This window comes from Streptomyces sp. C (genome assembly GCF_000158895.1).
Classification (GTDB): domain Bacteria; phylum Actinomycetota; class Actinomycetes; order Streptomycetales; family Streptomycetaceae; genus Streptomyces; species Streptomyces racemochromogenes.
Genome location: NZ_GG657750.1, coordinates 2803796 through 2819681 on the forward strand (window position 1 = coordinate 2803796; position 15886 = coordinate 2819681).

13 protein-coding genes are annotated in these 15886 nt (G+C 71.5%); 10 read left to right on the top strand and 3 right to left on the bottom strand.

What is annotated here, in order from left to right; all coding sequences use genetic code 11:
- Positions 1 to 3: 3 nt before the first annotated feature.
- From SSNG_RS12390 to SSNG_RS12400, 3 genes are read right to left on the bottom strand one after another with little or no spacing between them, the layout of a single operon-like run.
- Positions 4 to 828 carry a DUF4253 domain-containing protein gene (locus tag SSNG_RS12390; RefSeq protein WP_007264170.1) on the bottom strand — a complete coding sequence of 275 codons (825 nt, stop codon included), beginning with the start codon at positions 826 to 828 and terminating at the stop codon, positions 4 to 6.
- 55 nt (positions 829 to 883) lie between these two features.
- Positions 884 to 1690 carry a phosphatase gene (locus SSNG_RS12395; protein WP_007264171.1) on the bottom strand — a complete coding sequence of 269 codons (807 nt, stop codon included), beginning with the start codon at positions 1688 to 1690 and terminating at the stop codon, positions 884 to 886.
- Between the two features lie 56 nt (positions 1691 to 1746).
- On the bottom strand, positions 1747 to 2325 hold the full coding sequence (locus SSNG_RS12400; protein WP_007264172.1) for a TetR/AcrR family transcriptional regulator: 579 nt from the start codon (positions 2323 to 2325) through the stop codon (positions 1747 to 1749).
- A gap of 100 nt (positions 2326 to 2425) precedes the next feature.
- On the opposite strand from SSNG_RS12400, the gene SSNG_RS12405 reads away from it, so the two are divergent.
- From SSNG_RS12405 to SSNG_RS12450, 10 genes are all read left to right on the top strand, one after another.
- Positions 2426 to 4042, top strand: a complete 1617-nt coding sequence (locus tag SSNG_RS12405) for a carboxyl transferase domain-containing protein (RefSeq protein WP_007264173.1) — start codon at positions 2426 to 2428, stop codon at positions 4040 to 4042.
- Positions 4043 to 4067: 25 nt separating this feature from the next.
- Positions 4068 to 6212: an acetyl-CoA carboxylase biotin carboxylase subunit gene (locus tag SSNG_RS12410; RefSeq protein WP_007264174.1), complete on the top strand. Its 2145-nt coding sequence runs from the start codon at positions 4068 to 4070 to the stop codon at positions 6210 to 6212.
- Positions 6213 to 6223: 11 nt separating this feature from the next.
- Positions 6224 to 7144, top strand: a complete 921-nt coding sequence (locus tag SSNG_RS12415; protein WP_042803384.1) for a hydroxymethylglutaryl-CoA lyase — start codon at positions 6224 to 6226, stop codon at positions 7142 to 7144.
- 7 nt (positions 7145 to 7151) lie between these two features.
- Positions 7152 to 8312 (top strand): acyl-CoA dehydrogenase family protein, encoded by a 1161-nt coding sequence (locus SSNG_RS12420; RefSeq protein WP_007264176.1) that lies wholly within the window; start codon positions 7152 to 7154, stop codon positions 8310 to 8312.
- Positions 8313 to 8462: 150 nt separating this feature from the next.
- On the top strand, positions 8463 to 9509 hold the full coding sequence (locus SSNG_RS12425; RefSeq protein WP_007264177.1) for an ABC transporter substrate-binding protein: 1047 nt from the start codon (positions 8463 to 8465) through the stop codon (positions 9507 to 9509).
- A 123-nt stretch (positions 9510 to 9632) separates the two neighbouring features.
- Positions 9633 to 10541 (top strand): siderophore-interacting protein, encoded by a 909-nt coding sequence (locus tag SSNG_RS12430; RefSeq protein ID WP_007264178.1) that lies wholly within the window; start codon positions 9633 to 9635, stop codon positions 10539 to 10541.
- 180 nt (positions 10542 to 10721) lie between these two features.
- Positions 10722 to 12212, top strand: a complete 1491-nt coding sequence (locus SSNG_RS12435) for an aspartate aminotransferase family protein (RefSeq protein ID WP_007264179.1) — start codon at positions 10722 to 10724, stop codon at positions 12210 to 12212.
- Positions 12196 to 13497: a SidA/IucD/PvdA family monooxygenase gene (locus SSNG_RS12440; protein WP_007264180.1), complete on the top strand. Its 1302-nt coding sequence runs from the start codon at positions 12196 to 12198 to the stop codon at positions 13495 to 13497. The genes SSNG_RS12435 and SSNG_RS12440 overlap by 17 nt, the downstream gene beginning before the upstream one ends.
- On the top strand, positions 13494 to 14084 hold the full coding sequence (locus SSNG_RS12445; RefSeq protein WP_007264181.1) for a GNAT family N-acetyltransferase: 591 nt from the start codon (positions 13494 to 13496) through the stop codon (positions 14082 to 14084). Before SSNG_RS12440 ends, SSNG_RS12445 begins: the two co-directional genes overlap by 4 nt.
- Positions 14081 to 15862, top strand: a complete 1782-nt coding sequence (locus tag SSNG_RS12450; protein WP_007264182.1) for an IucA/IucC family siderophore biosynthesis protein — start codon at positions 14081 to 14083, stop codon at positions 15860 to 15862. The genes SSNG_RS12445 and SSNG_RS12450 overlap by 4 nt, the downstream gene beginning before the upstream one ends.
- Positions 15863 to 15886 lie beyond the last annotated feature (24 nt).

Consider the following 15886-nt stretch of genomic DNA (forward strand, 5'->3'; position numbering starts at 1 on the left):
CGGTCAGTCCCACCAGAACGACCAGTGGGCCGCGCCCACCAGCGCCTCCGCGGCGTAGTCGCGGACCGTGCCGGAGCCCTGCCAGACGTTGTCGGGGCAGAACGCGAAGTGCTCGGCGGCGACCGGGAGGGCCTCGGCGAGCGTGCGGGGCGGGGCCGCGACCGAGAGGTCGAGACGGGCGAAGCCGATGGCGAGGACGCGGGCGCCGAAACGGTCCTCCCAGGAGCGCAGGACGGCGCAGACGCGGGCGGTGTCGTTGTCGTGGTTGACGGGGCCGCACCAGCCGATCGCGGCGGGTACGTCGGCCCCGCGCCCGGCCGGGGCCAGCGCGAGCCGGGGGCCGTCGCCCAGCCACCGCTGCGCGAACAGCTCGCCCGCCACCGCATCGGCGGCCGCCCGCGGCTCCGCGGCGGGGGTCCCGGGCCGGGCGGTGCCGGGCCAGGACCGGCCGAAGGGGGCGATGAGCTCCGCGCCCTCCTCCCCCTCCTCCGGGTCGGGGACGACGGCGTCCCACCACTCCCGCAGCACGGTCTCGGCGTCGTGGTCGTCAGGGTCGGAGCAGCGGTCCGGCTCCACGTAGTCCTCGTCCTGCCACCACCGCTCGGGCCCGTACTGGTCGTGCAGCAGTACGGGCAGCAGCCCGGCGGGCGCCGGGTGCGCGGCGGCCGGGGTCTCCACCGGCCCGTCGGAGAGCCACAGCAGCGGCTCGTCCCGCCGCCGCCGCAACCGCCCCCGGCGCACCGCCCGGGTCACCAGCCCGCCGGGCGGCAGCCCGGCGAAGCCGCCGGGAACGTCGAGCACGGACAGCGGGTGCGGGTCATCGGCCATACCGCCGACGCTACCGACGCCCACTGACACCGCACGGGCGGCGGCCCGGCCGGGGCTACAACAGGCCCGCCGCCGACAGGAGGTACGCCACCATCGGGTCGTAGAAGCGCGGGTCGCGGACGTGGTCGTCCAGGGGGACGGCGACCTGGAGGGTGCCCTCCGCCTCGCCGAGGAACAGCGCCGGGTCGTTGCAGTCCGCGTACCCCACCGCGTCCAGCCCGCGCTGCGCCGCGCAGCCCGCCCAGCCGTGGTCGGCGACGACCAGGTCCGGCTGCGGGCGGCCCTCCGCCGCCAGGCCGTCCAGGATCGCGGCCATCGGGGCCGGGGAGTGCGTGTGCCACAGGGTCGCGCCCCGCTCCAGCACGGCCACGTCCGCGAACTGCCACACCGAGCCCTCGTCGGCGACCAGGCCGGACGGGATCCGGACGATCTCGCAGCCCGCGGCGCGCAGCGCGTCGGCGGTGGCGCGGTGGACGTCGAGCAGGCCACCGGGGTGGCCGGTGGCGAACAGCACGCTGTGCCGGTCGAGCGCGGCCTTGTGCAGCCGGGCCGCCATCCGGTCCAGGCCGGCGACGGTCAGTTCCGGGTCGATGGTGTCCTGGCCGGCCCGGTGGGCCGGGTCGTCGACGACGCCGACGCGCTCGGCCATCACGGCCAGCACGTCCTGCTCGTCGGCCCAGCGGTCGCCGAGCTCCAGGCCGAGCCAGTAGTGCCGGTCGCCGTTGGCGAGCTTGCGGTAGTGGGAGAGGTTGTTCTCGCGCGGGGTGGCGACCTGCCCCGCGATCCGCGTGCGGACCAGGTGGTCGACGAGTTCGGCGCGGCTGGGTACGGGCGTCTCTATCGGCTTCGGCATGCGGCCCATTCTGCCGCCGCCCGCCCGGAGGCGTCCGTTCCACCAAGCACCCCTTGAGCCGGGCCTCACCCCGACAGCGCCCCGAAGGCCCCGTTGGCCAGCCTGCGCAGCAGGGACTCGGTGGCCTCGCGGCCCGGCGCGGCCAGGTGGGGGGTGGAGTTCAGCAGGCCGAAGACGGCGTGCACGGCCACCCGTACCTCCGCCTCGCCGACCTCGGGGTGCAGTTCCCGTACGACCTCCACCCACAGCTCGACGTACTGCCGCTGGAGCTGGCGCACCAGCTTGCGGTCGGCCTCGCGCAGCCGGTCGAGCTCGCGGTCGTGCAGGGTGATCAGCGCCCGGTCGTCCAGGGCGAAGTCGATGTGCCCCTCGACGAGGGAGGCGAGGATCGCCTCCGGGTCCCCGGCCGCCTCCTCGACGCGCCGCCGGCCGCCGGTCAGCAGCCGCTCGCTGATCCCGACGAGCAGCTCGGCGAGCATGGCGTCCTTGCCGGCGAAGTGCCGGTAGAGGCCGGGGCCGCTGATGCCGACCGCCGCCCCTATCTCGTCCACGCCGACGCCGTGGAAGCCGCGCTCCGCGAAGAGACGAGCGGCCTCACTGAGGATCTGCTCACGACGGGTCGGGGTGGCCGCTCTGGTGCTCATGGAAATCCATTCTAGACAGGGCGGTTAGCGCTCGTTAACCTGAAGCCCAAACGCGTTAACGGTCATTAACAAAGCGTGCACGAGCAAGGGAGCTCGACCGATGCAGCAGGCACCAGTGCTGACGAGCGCCGCGGACCCGGCGTCCGAGGCCTGGCGGACCAATGAGGCCGCCCACCGCGAACTGGCCGAAGGCCTGCGCGCCCGGCTCGACGCGGCCCGCCTCGGCGGCGGCGAGAAGGCCCGCGCCCGCCACACCGCGCGCGGGAAGCTGCTCCCCCGCGACCGCGTGGACACCCTCCTCGACCCCGGTTCCCCCTTCCTGGAGCTGGCGCCGCTGGCCGCCGAGGGCATGTACGGGGGCGCGGCCCCCGCCGCCGGGGTGATCGCGGGCATCGGCCGGGTCAGCGGGCGCGAGTGCGTGATCGTCGCGAACGACGCGACCGTCAAGGGCGGCACGTACTACCCGATGACCGTGAAGAAGCACCTGCGCGCCCAGGAGGTGGCCCTGGAGAACCGTCTCCCCTGCCTCTACCTGGTCGACTCCGGCGGCGCCTTCCTCCCCATGCAGGACGAGGTCTTCCCCGACCGGGAGCACTTCGGCCGGATCTTCTACAACCAGGCCCGCATGTCCGGGGCCGGCATCCCGCAGATCGCCGCCGTCCTCGGCTCCTGCACGGCCGGCGGGGCGTACGTCCCGGCGATGAGCGACGAGGCCGTCATCGTCCGCAACCAGGGCACGATCTTCCTCGGCGGCCCGCCGCTGGTGAAGGCCGCCACCGGTGAGGTGGTCACGGCCGAGGAGCTCGGCGGCGGCGAGGTCCACTCGCGGGTCTCCGGCGTCACCGACCACCTCGCGGAGGACGACGCGCACGCGCTGCGGATCGTACGGAACATCGTGGCGACCCTGCCCGCGCGCGGGGCCCTGCCCTGGTCGGTCGAGGCTCCCGAGGAGCCCAAGGTCGACCCGTACGGCCTGTACGGCGCGGTCCCCGTCGACTCCCGCACCCCCTACGACGCCCGCGAGATCATCGCCCGCGTCGTGGACGGCTCCCGCTTCCAGGAGTTCAAGTCGGAGTTCGGGCAGACCCTGGTCACCGGCTTCGCCCGGATCCACGGCCACCCGGTCGGCATCATCGCCAACAACGGCATCCTGTTCGCCGAGTCCGCCCAGAAGGGCGCCCACTTCATCGAGCTGTGCGACCAGCGCGGCATCCCGCTGCTCTTCCTCCAGAACATCTCCGGCTTCATGGTCGGCCGCGACTACGAGGCGGGCGGCATCGCCAAGCACGGCGCGAAGATGGTCACCGCCGTGGCCTGCGCCCGGGTACCGAAGCTGACCGTGGTCGTCGGCGGCAGCTACGGAGCGGGCAACTACTCGATGTGCGGCCGGGCGTACTCGCCGCGCTTCCTGTGGATGTGGCCCAACGCCAAGATCTCGGTGATGGGCGGCGAGCAGGCCGCCTCGGTGCTGGCCACCGTCAAGCGCGACCAGATCGAGGGCGCCGGCCAGGAGTGGCCCGCCGAGGACGAGGAGGCCTTCAAGGCCCCGGTCCGCGCGCAGTACGAGGAGCAGGGCAACGCCTACTACGCCACCGCGCGGCTGTGGGACGACGGGGTCATCGACCCGCTGGAGACCCGGCAGGTGCTGGGGCTGGCCCTGACCGCGTGCGCGAACGCCCCCCTGGGCGACTCCGGCTTCGGCATCTTCCGTATGTGACGTGAGTGACGTGAGGACCCCTTCGATGTTCAGCACTGTTCTGGTCGCCAACCGCGGCGAGATCGCGGTACGCGTCATCCGCACCCTGCGGCAGCTCGGCATCCGCTCCGTCGCCGTCTTCAGCGACGCCGACGCCGACGCCCGCCACGTACGGGAGGCCGACACGGCCGTCCGGATCGGCCCGGCGGCCGCCGCCGAGAGCTACCTGTCGGTGGAGCGGCTCCTGGACGCCGCGAAGCGCACCGGCGCCGAGGCCGTCCACCCCGGCTACGGCTTCCTCGCCGAGAACGCGGCCTTCGCGGCGGCCTGCACGGAGGCCGGGCTGGCCTTCATCGGGCCGCCCGCCTCCGCCATCTCCCTGATGGGCGACAAGATCACGGCGAAGGAGACGGTCCGCGCGGCCGGCGTCCCGGTGGTCCCGGGCTCCTCCGGCAGCGGCCTGACGGACGCCGAACTGGCCGCGGCCGCCTCCGAGATCGGCATGCCGGTCCTGCTCAAGCCCTCGGCGGGCGGCGGCGGCAAGGGCATGCGGCTGGTGCGCGACGAGGCGCTGCTCGCCGAGGAGATCGCGGCCGCCCGCCGCGAGGCGAAGTCCTCCTTCGGCGACGACACCCTGCTCGTGGAGCGGTGGATCGACCGGCCCCGGCACATCGAGATCCAGGTGCTGGCCGACGCCCACGGGAACGTCGTGCACCTCGGCGAGCGCGAGTGCTCCCTCCAGCGGCGCCACCAGAAGGTCATCGAGGAGGCCCCCTCGGTCCTGCTGGACGAGAAGACCCGCGCGGCGATGGGCGCGGCGGCCGTGGAGGCGGCGCGCTCGTGCGGGTACGTCGGCGCGGGCACGGTGGAGTTCATCGTCCCGGGCGGGGACCCGTCCTCGTACTACTTCATGGAGATGAACACCCGCCTCCAGGTGGAGCACCCGGTGACCGAGCTGGTCACGGGCCTGGACCTGGTGGAGCAGCAGCTGCGGGTCGCCTCCGGCGAGCCCCTGCCCGTCACCCAGGACGGGATCCGGCTGACCGGGCACGCGATCGAGGCCCGCGTCTGCGCGGAGGACCCGGCGCGCGGGTTCCTGCCGTCCGGCGGCACGGTGCTGGCGCTGTCGGAGCCGGACGGCGGCGCGGTGCGCACCGACTCCGGCCTGACGGCCGGGGTGCCGGTGGGATCGACGTACGACCCGATGCTGTCGAAGGTCATCGCGTACGGGCCCGACCGGGCCGCCGCACTCCGTGTCCTGCGGGGTGCGCTGGCGGACACCGTGATCCTGGGTGTCCAGACCAACGCCGGCTTCCTGCGGCGCCTTCTCGCGCACCCGGACGTGGTGTCCGGCGACATGGACACGGGCCTGGTGGAGCGGGACCTCCCGTCCCTCCTGCCCGAGGGCGTCCCGCCGGAGGTGTACGCGGCGGCCGCACTGCTGGCTCCTTCCCCCCACCCCGCCCCTTCCCGAAACCGGGGCTCCGCCCCGGACCCCGCGCCTCAAACGCCGGCGGGGCTGGATACGGCCGGCGGCTCCGCCGCGTGGGTGGACCCGTTCGACGTGCCGAGCGGCTGGCGCCTCGGCGGGACTCCGGCCTGGACGGTGCACCACTTCCGCCTCCCCGGGCAGGACCCGGTGCAGATCCGCACCCGGCTGCGGGGAACCGAGCAGGAGCTCCTGCTTCCCGCAGGCGACGACGGCGGGTCGGCAAATCAAGCCCCGCCGGCGATTGAGGCGCGGGGTCTGGGGCAGAGCCCCAGCGGCCCGGCCCGAGCCCGGATCGTGGCCCGCACCCCCGACACCCTCACCCTCGAACTGGACGGCGTCACCCACCGCTTCAGCCACGCCACCTCCCCGGACGGGGTCTGGCTCGGCCGTGACGGCGACAGCTGGCACGTCCAGACGTACGACCCCGTCACGGCATCCCTCAGCGGCAGCGGCAGGGCGGGGGCCGACACCCTCGCCGCCCCCATGCCCGGCACCGTCACCGTCGTCAAGGTGGCCGTCGGCGACAAGGTCACGGCCGGGCAGAGCCTGCTGGTCGTCGAGGCGATGAAGATGGAGCACGTCATCTCCGCCCCGCACGCCGGCACCGTCACCGAACTCGACGTCACCCCGGGCACCACCGTGGCCATGGACCAGGTCCTGGCCGTGGTGACCCCGGACGAAGAGGAGGAGGCCTCGTGAACGGGCTGCCCATGACCGTCCCGGCCCCCGGCGGGCTCCCGTCCCGCGTCCGCATCCACGAGGTCGGCGCGCGCGACGGGCTGCAGAACGAGAAGACGGCCGTACCGACGGCGGTGAAGGCCGAGTTCGTCCACCGGCTCGCCGCCGCCGGTCTGACCACCATCGAGGCCACCAGCTTCGTCCACCCCAAGTGGGTGCCCCAACTGGCGGACGCCGAGGAGCTCTTCCCCCTCCTCTCCGACGTGGACGCGGCGCTCCCGGTCCTGGTGCCCAACGAACGCGGCCTGGACCGGGCGCTCGCCCTGGGAGCGACCCGGATCGCCGTGTTCGGTTCGGCCACGGAGACCTTCGCCGCCCGCAACCTGAACCGGACCGTCGCCGAGTCCCTGGCCATGTTCGAGCCCGTCGTGGCCCGCGCCAAGGCCGGGAAGGCGCACGTGCGGGGCTACCTCTCGATGTGCTTCGGGGATCCCTGGGAGGGGGCCGTCCCGGTCCACCAGGTGGTCCGCGTCGCGAAGGCCCTGCTCGACCTCGGCTGTGACGAGCTGAGCCTCGGCGACACCATCGGCGTCGCCACGCCCGGCCACGTGCAGGCCCTGCTGTCCGAGCTGAACGCCGCGGGCGTGGGGACCGACCGGATCGGCGTGCACTTCCACGACACCTACGGCCAGGCGCTCTCCAACACCCTCGCCGCGCTCCAGCACGGCGTAACCACGGTCGACGCGTCCGCCGGCGGCCTCGGCGGCTGCCCGTACGCCAAGAGCGCCACCGGCAACCTCGCCACCGAGGACCTGGTGTGGATGCTCGACGGCCTCGGCATCGAGACCGGGGTCGACCTGGCCGCCCTCACCGCCACGAGCGTGTGGATGGCCGAACAGCTGGGGCGCCCCAGCCCCTCCCGTACCGTCCGCGCCCTCTCCCACAAGGAGTAGTCACACCATGTCCCTCGACCACCGGCTCACCCCCGAGCACGAGGAACTCCGCCGCACCGTCGAGGCGTTCGCGCACGACGTGGTCGCGCCGAAGATCGGCGCCCTGTACGAGCGGCACGAGTTCCCGTACGAGATCGTCCGCGAGATGGGCCGCATGGGCCTGTTCGGCCTGCCGTTCCCGGAGGAGTACGGCGGCATGGGCGGCGACTACCTCGCCCTGGGCATCGCCCTGGAGGAGCTGGCCCGCGTCGACTCCTCGGTCGCGATCACCCTGGAGGCGGGCGTCTCCCTGGGCGCCATGCCCCTGTACCTGTTCGGCACGGAGGAGCAGAAGCAGCAGTGGCTGCCGAAGCTGTGCTCGGGCGAGGTGCTCGGCGCGTTCGGCCTGACCGAGCCCGGTGCGGGCAGTGACGCGGGCGGCACCCGCACCACGGCCGTGCGCGACGGCGACGAGTGGGTGATCAACGGCTCGAAGTGCTTCATCACCAACTCCGGTACGGACATCACCGGCCTGGTCACCGTCACGGCCGTGACGGGCCGCAAGGCAGACGGCCGCCCGGAGATCTCCTCGATCATCGTCCCGTCCGGCACCCCGGGCTTCACGGTGGCCGCTCCCTACTCCAAGGTCGGCTGGAACTCCTCCGACACCCGCGAGCTGTCCTTCGACGACGTGCGGGTGCCGCTCGCCAACCTGGTGGGCCAGGAGGGCCGCGGCTACGCCCAGTTCCTGCGGATCCTCGACGAGGGCCGGATCGCCATCGCGGCCCTGGCCACGGGGCTGGCGCAGGGCTGCGTCGACGAGTCGGTGAAGTACGCCAAGGAGCGGCAGGCCTTCGGCAAGCCGATCGGCGACAACCAGGCCATCCAGTTCAAGCTGGCCGACATGGAGACGCGCGCCCACATGGCCCGCATCGGCTGGCGCGACGCGGCCTCCCGGCTGGTGCACGGGGAGCCGTTCAAGAAGGAGGCGGCGATCGCGAAGCTGTACTCCTCGACGGTCGCCGTCGACAACGCCCGGGACGCCACGCAGATCCACGGCGGCTACGGCTTCATGAACGAGTACCCGGTGGCGCGCATGTGGCGCGACTCCAAGATCCTGGAGATCGGCGAGGGCACGAGCGAGGTGCAGCGCATGCTGATCGCCCGCGAACTGGGCTTCGCCGGCTGACGCAACACCCGCCCCGCGCACGGGGAACGACGAGGGGACCCAAAAAAATTAGGGTCCCCTTATCGTTTTCGGCCAAGGTTAGGCTAACCTTCCCACCGAACGGCCTCGGGTCCCCCGGCCGCCCCTGCACGCACGAAAGCGGACTTCCCCATGCCCAAGCCCAGCTCCACGTTCCTCTCCCGCCGCGGTCTCGTCGCCGCCGGCGGCGCCCTCGGCCTCGTCGCCGCGCTCACCGCGTGCGGCGGCAACGACAAGGCGAAGGACGCTGAGGGCGGCAAGGGCGGCACGGCCGCCGCCTCGGGCGCGTGGAGCTTCAAGGACGACCTGGACAAGACCGCCAGTGCCAAGTCCACGCCGAAGAACATCGTGGCCTACACCGGCACCGCCGCCGCGCTGTACGACTACGGCGTGCAGGTCAAGGGCGTCTTCGGCCCGACCAAGCTGGCCGACGGCAAGCCCGACCCGATGGCCGGATCCATGGACATCTCCAAGGTCGAGATCCTCGGCAACGTCTACGACGAGTTCAACGTCGAGAAGTACGCGGCCCTCAAGCCCGAGCTGCTCGCCACCAACACCTGGGACGGCACGTACTGGTACGTCCCGGAGGCCTCCAAGGACAAGATCCTGAAGCTGGCCCCGGCCGCCGCGATCGGCGTGGGCGACAAGGCCAGCATGGACAAGGCCCTGGAGCGCACCGCGGACCTCGCCAAGTCCCTCGGCGCCGACCTGAACTCCAAGAAGGCCGCCGACGCCAAGGCCCGCTTCGACGCCGCCTCCGCCAAGGTCCGCGAGGCCGTCAAGGCCAACCCGGGCATCAAGGTGCTCGTCGGCTCCGGCGCCGACCAGCTCTTCTACGTCTCCACCCCGAAGACCTCGGCCGACCTGAAGTACTTCGAGACCCTGGGCGTCGAGTTCGTCTCCCCCGAGCAGGACAAGCTGGACCCGCAGGGCTTCTACGAGAGCCTGAGCTGGGAGAACGCCGGCAAGTACAAGGCCGACGTCGTCCTGCTCGACAACCGCACCCAGGCCCTGCAGCCCGAGGCCCTGAAGGCCAAGCCGACCTGGAACGAGCTGCCCGCCGTCAAGGCCGGCCAGGTCGCCCCGCGCGTGACCGAGCCGATCTACTCGTACGAGAAGTGCGCGCAGCTCCTCGAGGACCTCGCCAAGACCATCCAGAACGCCAAGAAGGTCTCCTGACCCTCTTCCGCCGGTCCTGAAGGCCGGGCCGCGGGCCACCGCCCGCGGCCCGGCCTCCGGCACCGACCGCCCGGCACCACACCCGCCGCCGGCGCCCACTCGAATCCCAGGGGGGACTCGCGCATGACCGCCACCGCATCCGAGGCCGAACAGGCCGTGGCGCACTTCCGCTTCTTCACGATGGAAGTGCTGCGCACGCGCCGGCTCGGCCACTCGTTCCTGCGCGTCACCTTCGGCGGCGAGTCCCTGGCCGGCTTCAGATCGGGCGGGTACGACCAGAGCCTCTCGCTCTTCCTGCCGCCGACGCACGTCGAGCACACCGAACTGCCCTCCACCGACGAGGACACCTGGTTCGGGGCCTGGCGCGCGATGCCGGACGAGGACCGCCCGGTGATGCGCTCGTACACCGTGCGCGAGCAGCGGCGTACGGACGAGGGCGTGGACGAGGTCGACATCGACTTCGTGCTGCACGGAGATGCCTCACCGGCCTCCCGCTGGGCGGGAAGGGCCGTCACCGGCCGCCGGATCATGGCGATCGGCCCGGCCGTCGCGGAGAACAAGTCCGTGCGCTTCCAGCCCCCGGCCGCCACCGACGCCTTCCTGATGTACGCGGACGAGACGGCCCTGCCCGCCGCCGCCGCGATCCTGGACCGGCTCCCGGCCGGAGCGAAGGCCAGGGCCTGGTTCGAGGTCCCGCACGCGGACGACCGGCTGGCCCTGCGCACCGACGCCGACGTGGACATCACCTGGATCGTGCGCGAGAAGGGCGCGTCCGGCGCCGACCGGGCGGGCCGCGTGGTGGAGGAGATGCGCGCGGCGGAACTGCCCGCCGCCGAGGCCCCGTACGCCTGGCTGGCGGGTGAGGCCGGCACGATCCGCGCGGTACGCCGCCACCTGGTGCAGGAACGTTTCATCGACCGGCGCGCGGTGCGCTTCACCGGCTACTGGCGGCTCGGCGCGAGCGAGGAGCAGCTGCTCGCCGAGGCGTACGCGGGCAAGGCCCCGAGCGAGGACCCGGCGTCCGAGCTGTAGCCGCGCAGGCACAACGTCACGACGTCACAACGGCCGTGCCGTGTGCGGCAGTTCACGCGGGAGCCCCCCTCATTCGCCGGGGCCTCCCGCATTTGTGATCGAATTAAGGTTAGGCTAACCTAACTCTCGCATCCCCAGCCCCACCCGTCCCCCCGCTCCCCCCTGCCCGGAGGAAAGTTGATGCGCCAGCATCTGCTGAACGAGACGACCGCGGACCTCTACCGGCGCTCCGTCACCGAGGGCGTCGACCGCGTCGCCGCCAAACTCGCCACGACCGAGCGGCCCCACACCGGCATATCCGTCGACGCACTCGCCCCGGTCATCGACGGGATCGACCTCGACAAGCCGCTCGGCGACGCCACCGCCGCCCTCGACGAGCTGGAGGACGTCTACCTCCGCGACGCCGTCTACTTCCACCACCCGCGCTACCTGGGCCACCTCAACTGCCCGGTGGTCATCCCCGCGGTGGTCGGCGAAGCGGTCCTGTCGGCCGTCAACTCCTCCCTCGACACCTGGGACCAGTCCATCGGCGGCACGCTCATCGAGCGCCGCCTGATCGAGTGGACCGCCCGCCGCATCGGCCTCGGCGAGGGCGCGGACGGCATCTTCACCTCCGGCGGCAGCCAGTCGAACTTCCACGCCCTGCTCCTCGCCCGCGACGAGGCCTGCCGCACCGTCATGAAGCGGGCCCTCGACGAGGGCACCGAGCTCACCAAGGCCGAACTGCTGCCGAAGCTGCGCATCTTCACCTCCGAGGCCAGCCACTTCAGCGTCCAGAAGTCCGCCGCCATGCTGGGCCTCGGCTACGAGGCCGTCATCTGCGTGCCCGTCGACCGCAACCGCCGCATGGACACCTCGGTCCTGGCCCTGGAGCTGGAGAGCTGCGCCGCCGAGGGCCTCTTCCCCATGGCCGTCGTCGCCACCGCCGGCACCACCGACTTCGGGTCCATCGACCCGCTCCCCGAGATCGCCCGCCTGGCCGACGAGCACTCCGCGTGGATGCACGTGGACGCCGCCTACGGCTGCGGACTGCTGGTCTCCCCCACCCGCCGGCACCTCCTCGACGGCATCGAGAAGGCCGACTCGGTCACCGTCGACTACCACAAGTCGTTCTTCCAGCCCGTGAGCTCCAGCGCGATGCTGGTCCGCGACCGCGACACCCTCAAGCACGCCACGTACCACGCGGACTACCTCAACCCGCGCCGGATGGCCGAGGAGCGGATCCCGAACCAGGTCGACAAGTCCATCCAGACCACGCGCCGCTTCGACGCCCTCAAGCTCTGGATGACCCTGCGCATCATGGGCGCCGACGGCGTCGGCTCCCTCTTCGACCAGGTCGTCGACCTCGCCGCCGCCGGCTACGGGGTCATCGCGGCCGACCCGCGCTTCGAGGTCGTCGTCGAGCCGCAGATCTCCACCCTCGTCTTCCGCTACCTGCCCGCCGGCGAGACCCGCGCCGACCTCGTCGACGAGGCCCAGCTGCACGCCCGCAAGGCCCTGTTCGCCTCCGGTGAGGCCGTCGTCGCCGGCACCAAGGTGGACGGCAAGCAGTACCTGAAGTTCACCCTCCTCAACCCGCAGACCACGACGGCCGACATCGCGGCCGTCCTCGACCTCCTCGCCGCACACGCCGAGCAGTTCCTGGGAGAATCCCTTGCCGTCCACCGCTAAGCCCCACGACTTCATCGGCATCGGCCTGGGTCCCTTCAACCTGGGACTCGCCTGCCTGACCGCGCCGATCGACGAGCTCGACGGGCTGTTCATCGAGTCGAAGCCGCACTTCGAGTGGCACGCCGGGATGTTCCTGGACGGCGCGCACCTGCAGACGCCGTTCATGTCGGACCTGGTCACCCTCGCCGACCCGACCTCGCCCTTCTCCTTCCTGAACTACCTGAAGGACAAGGACCGGCTGTACTCCTTCTACATCCGGGAGAACTTCTACCCGCTGCGCGCCGAGTACAACGACTACTGCCGCTGGGCCGCCGACCGGCTCGACAACGTCCTGTACTCCACCTCCGTCACCGAGGTGACGTACGACGAGGCCGCCGGCGTGTACGAGGTCCACACGGACCGCGGCGAGACCCACCGGGCCCGCCGCCTGGTCCTGGGCACCGGCACGCCGCCGCACGTCCCGGCGTCCTGCGCGAACCTCGGCGGGGACTTCCTGCACAACTCCTCGTACATGCAGCACAAGGAGGCCCTCCAGAAGAAGAAGTCGATCACCCTGATCGGCTCGGGCCAGAGCGCGGCCGAGATCTACTACGACCTCCTCGCCGAGATCGACGTACACGGCTACCAGCTCAACTGGGTCACCCGCTCCCCGCGCTTCTTCCCCCTGGAGTACACCAAGCTCACGCTGGAGATGACCTCCCCGGAGTACGTGGACTACTTCCACGCCCTCCCCGAGGAGACCCGCTACCGGCTGGAGGGCCAGCAGAAGAACCTCTTCAAGGGCATCGACGGCGACCTCATCAACGCCATCTTCGACCTGCTCTACCAGAAGAGGATCACCATGCCGGGCACGGTCCCCACGACCCTGCTCACCAACACCTCCCTGAACAGCACGGCGTACGACACCACCACCGGCACGTACACGCTGGGCCTGCGCCAGGAGGAGCAGGAGCGGGACTTCGCCCTCACCACCGAAGGCCTGGTCCTGGCCACGGGCTACAAGTACGTGGCACCGGAGTTCCTCACCCCGATCCACGACCGGCTGAACTTCGACGGCCACGGCCGCCTCGACGCCGGCCGCAACTACGCCGTCGACGTCACCGGCCGCGGGGTGTACCTCCAGAACGGCACCACCCACAACCACTCCCTCACCTCGCCCGACCTGGGCATGGCCGCGTACCGCAACGCGTACATCGTCGGTGAGCTGCTCGGCCGCGAGTACTACAAGGTCGAGAAGTCCATCGCGTTCCAGCAGTTCGCGGCCCCGGAAGGCATGCACGCATGAGCACCACCCCTGAACTCCTCTTCGCCCGCACCGACGCGGCCCTCGGGACCTTCTCCATCCGCCCCCTGGACCCGTTCTCGGACGCGGAACTCCTGCACGGCTGGGTGACGCACCCGAAAGCCGCGTTCTGGATGATGCAGGAAGCCTCCCTCACCGAGGTCGAGCGCGAGTACGTGCGCATCACCGCGCACGAGCACCACCAGGCCTACATCGGCCTCCACGAGGGCCGCCCGGCCTTCCTGATGGAGAGCTACGACCCCTCGGAGCTGGAGCTGGTCGGCCTGTACGACGCGCAGCCCGGCGACGTCGGCATGCACTTCCTGGTGGCCCCCTCGGACACCCCCATATCCGGCTTCACCCGCGCGGTGATCACCACGGTCATGGCCTCCCTCTTCGCCGACCCGGCGACGGAGCGCGTGGTCGTCGAGCCGGACGTGCGCAACAAGGCCGTCCACGCCCTGAACGAGGCCGTGGGCTTCGTCCCCGAGCGCGAGGTCCAGAAGCCCGAGAAGACCGCCCTGCTGAGCTTCTGCACCCGCGCCCAGTTCGAGGCGGCCACCGCCCTCACGACGGGAGTCACGGCATGAGCCTCGCCGACGCCGTCTCCCACCTCTCCCCCGAGCTGTGGGCCCGCGCGAACCGCGCCCTGGTCCGCAAGGCCCTCGCCGAGTTCTCCCACGAGCGCCTGCTGACGCCCGAGCCGCTGGGCGGGGACCTCTACTCGGTCCGCAGCGACGACGGCACGGTCGAGTACCGCTTCCGCTCGGCCCTGCACGCCCTGGACCACTGGGCGGTGGACGAGGAGTCCATCACCCGCCACGGCAACGGCACCGAGCTCCCGCTCGACGCCCTGGACTTCCACATCGAACTCCAGCAGACCCTGGGCCTGAGCGCGGAGGTCCTGCCGGTCTACCTGGAGGAGATCTCCTCCACCCTGGCCGGCGCGGGCTTCAAATACACCAAGCCCCAGCTCTCCTCCGCCACCCTCGCGAAGTCCACCTTCCAGGACATCGAGACGGGCATGACGGAGGGCCACCCCTGCTTCGTCGCCAACAACGGCCGGCTGGGCTTCGGCGTGCACGAGTACCTCTCGTACGCCCCGGAGACGGCGAGCCCGGTCCACCTGGTGTGGGTCGCCGCCCGCAAGGACGTCTCCACCTTCACGGCGGGCGCGGGCCTGGACCACGACACCTTCATGCGCGAGGAGCTCGGCGAGGACGCCCTCACCCTCTTCGCCGCGAAGATGACCTCCCTGGGCCTGGACCTGGCGGACTACCACCTGCTGCCGATCCACCCCTGGCAGTGGTGGAACAAGACCACCGTCACCTTCGCGGCCGAGATCGCCAACCGCCGCCTGGTCCTGCTGGGCGAGGGCTCCGACGCCTACCTCGCACAGCAGTCGATCCGCACCTTCTTCAACACCACCACCCCGACGAAGCACTACGTCAAGACGGCCATCTCGGTCCTCAACATGGGCTTCATGCGCGGCCTGTCCGCCGCCTACATGGAGGCCACCCCGGCCATCAACGACTGGCTCCACCAGCTGATCGAATCCGATTCGGTCCTCCAGTCGGTCGACTTCTCGATCATCCGCGAGCGCGCGGCGATCGGCTACCACCACCGCCAGTACGAGCGCGCCACGGACCGCTACTCGCCGTACCGCAAGATGCTCGCGGCCCTGTGGCGCGAGTCCCCGGTGAACTCCCTGCGCGACGGCGAGCGCCTGGCCACCATGGCCTCGCTGCTGCACGTGGACGCGGACGGCAGGTCCTTCGTCGGCGCCCTCATCGCCGAATCGGGCCTCACTCCCGCCGAGTGGCTGAAGCCCTACCTCCGCGCCTACCTGCTCCCCCTCCTGCACTGCTTCTACCAGTACGACCTCGCCTACATGCCGCACGGCGAGAACACCATCCTGGTGATCAAGGACGGTGTGGTGCAGCGGGCGATCTTCAAGGACATCGCCGAGGAGATCGTGGTCATGGACCCGGACGCGGTCCTCCCGCCGGCCGTCGAGCGCGTCAGGGCCGACATCCCGGAGGACATGAAGCTCCTGTCGATCTTCACGGACGTCTTCGACTGCTTCTTCCGCTTCCTGAACTCCATCCTGGTCGCGGAAGGCATCTGCGAGGAGTCGGTCTTCTGGCAGGCGGTGGCGGACTGCGCCCACGACTACCAGGCCTCGGCCCCCGCCCTGGCGGACCGCTTCGCGCAGTACGACCTGTTCGCGGAGGAGTTCCAGCTGTCCTGCCTGAACCGCCTCCAGCTGCGCAACAACAAGCAGATGGTCGACCTCGCCGACCCGGCGGCGGCCCTCCAGCTGATCGGCACCCTCAAGAACCCCGTCGCGCCCTTCGCGCGGCGGTGAACAAAGGGGGCGGGTGCGGCTTCG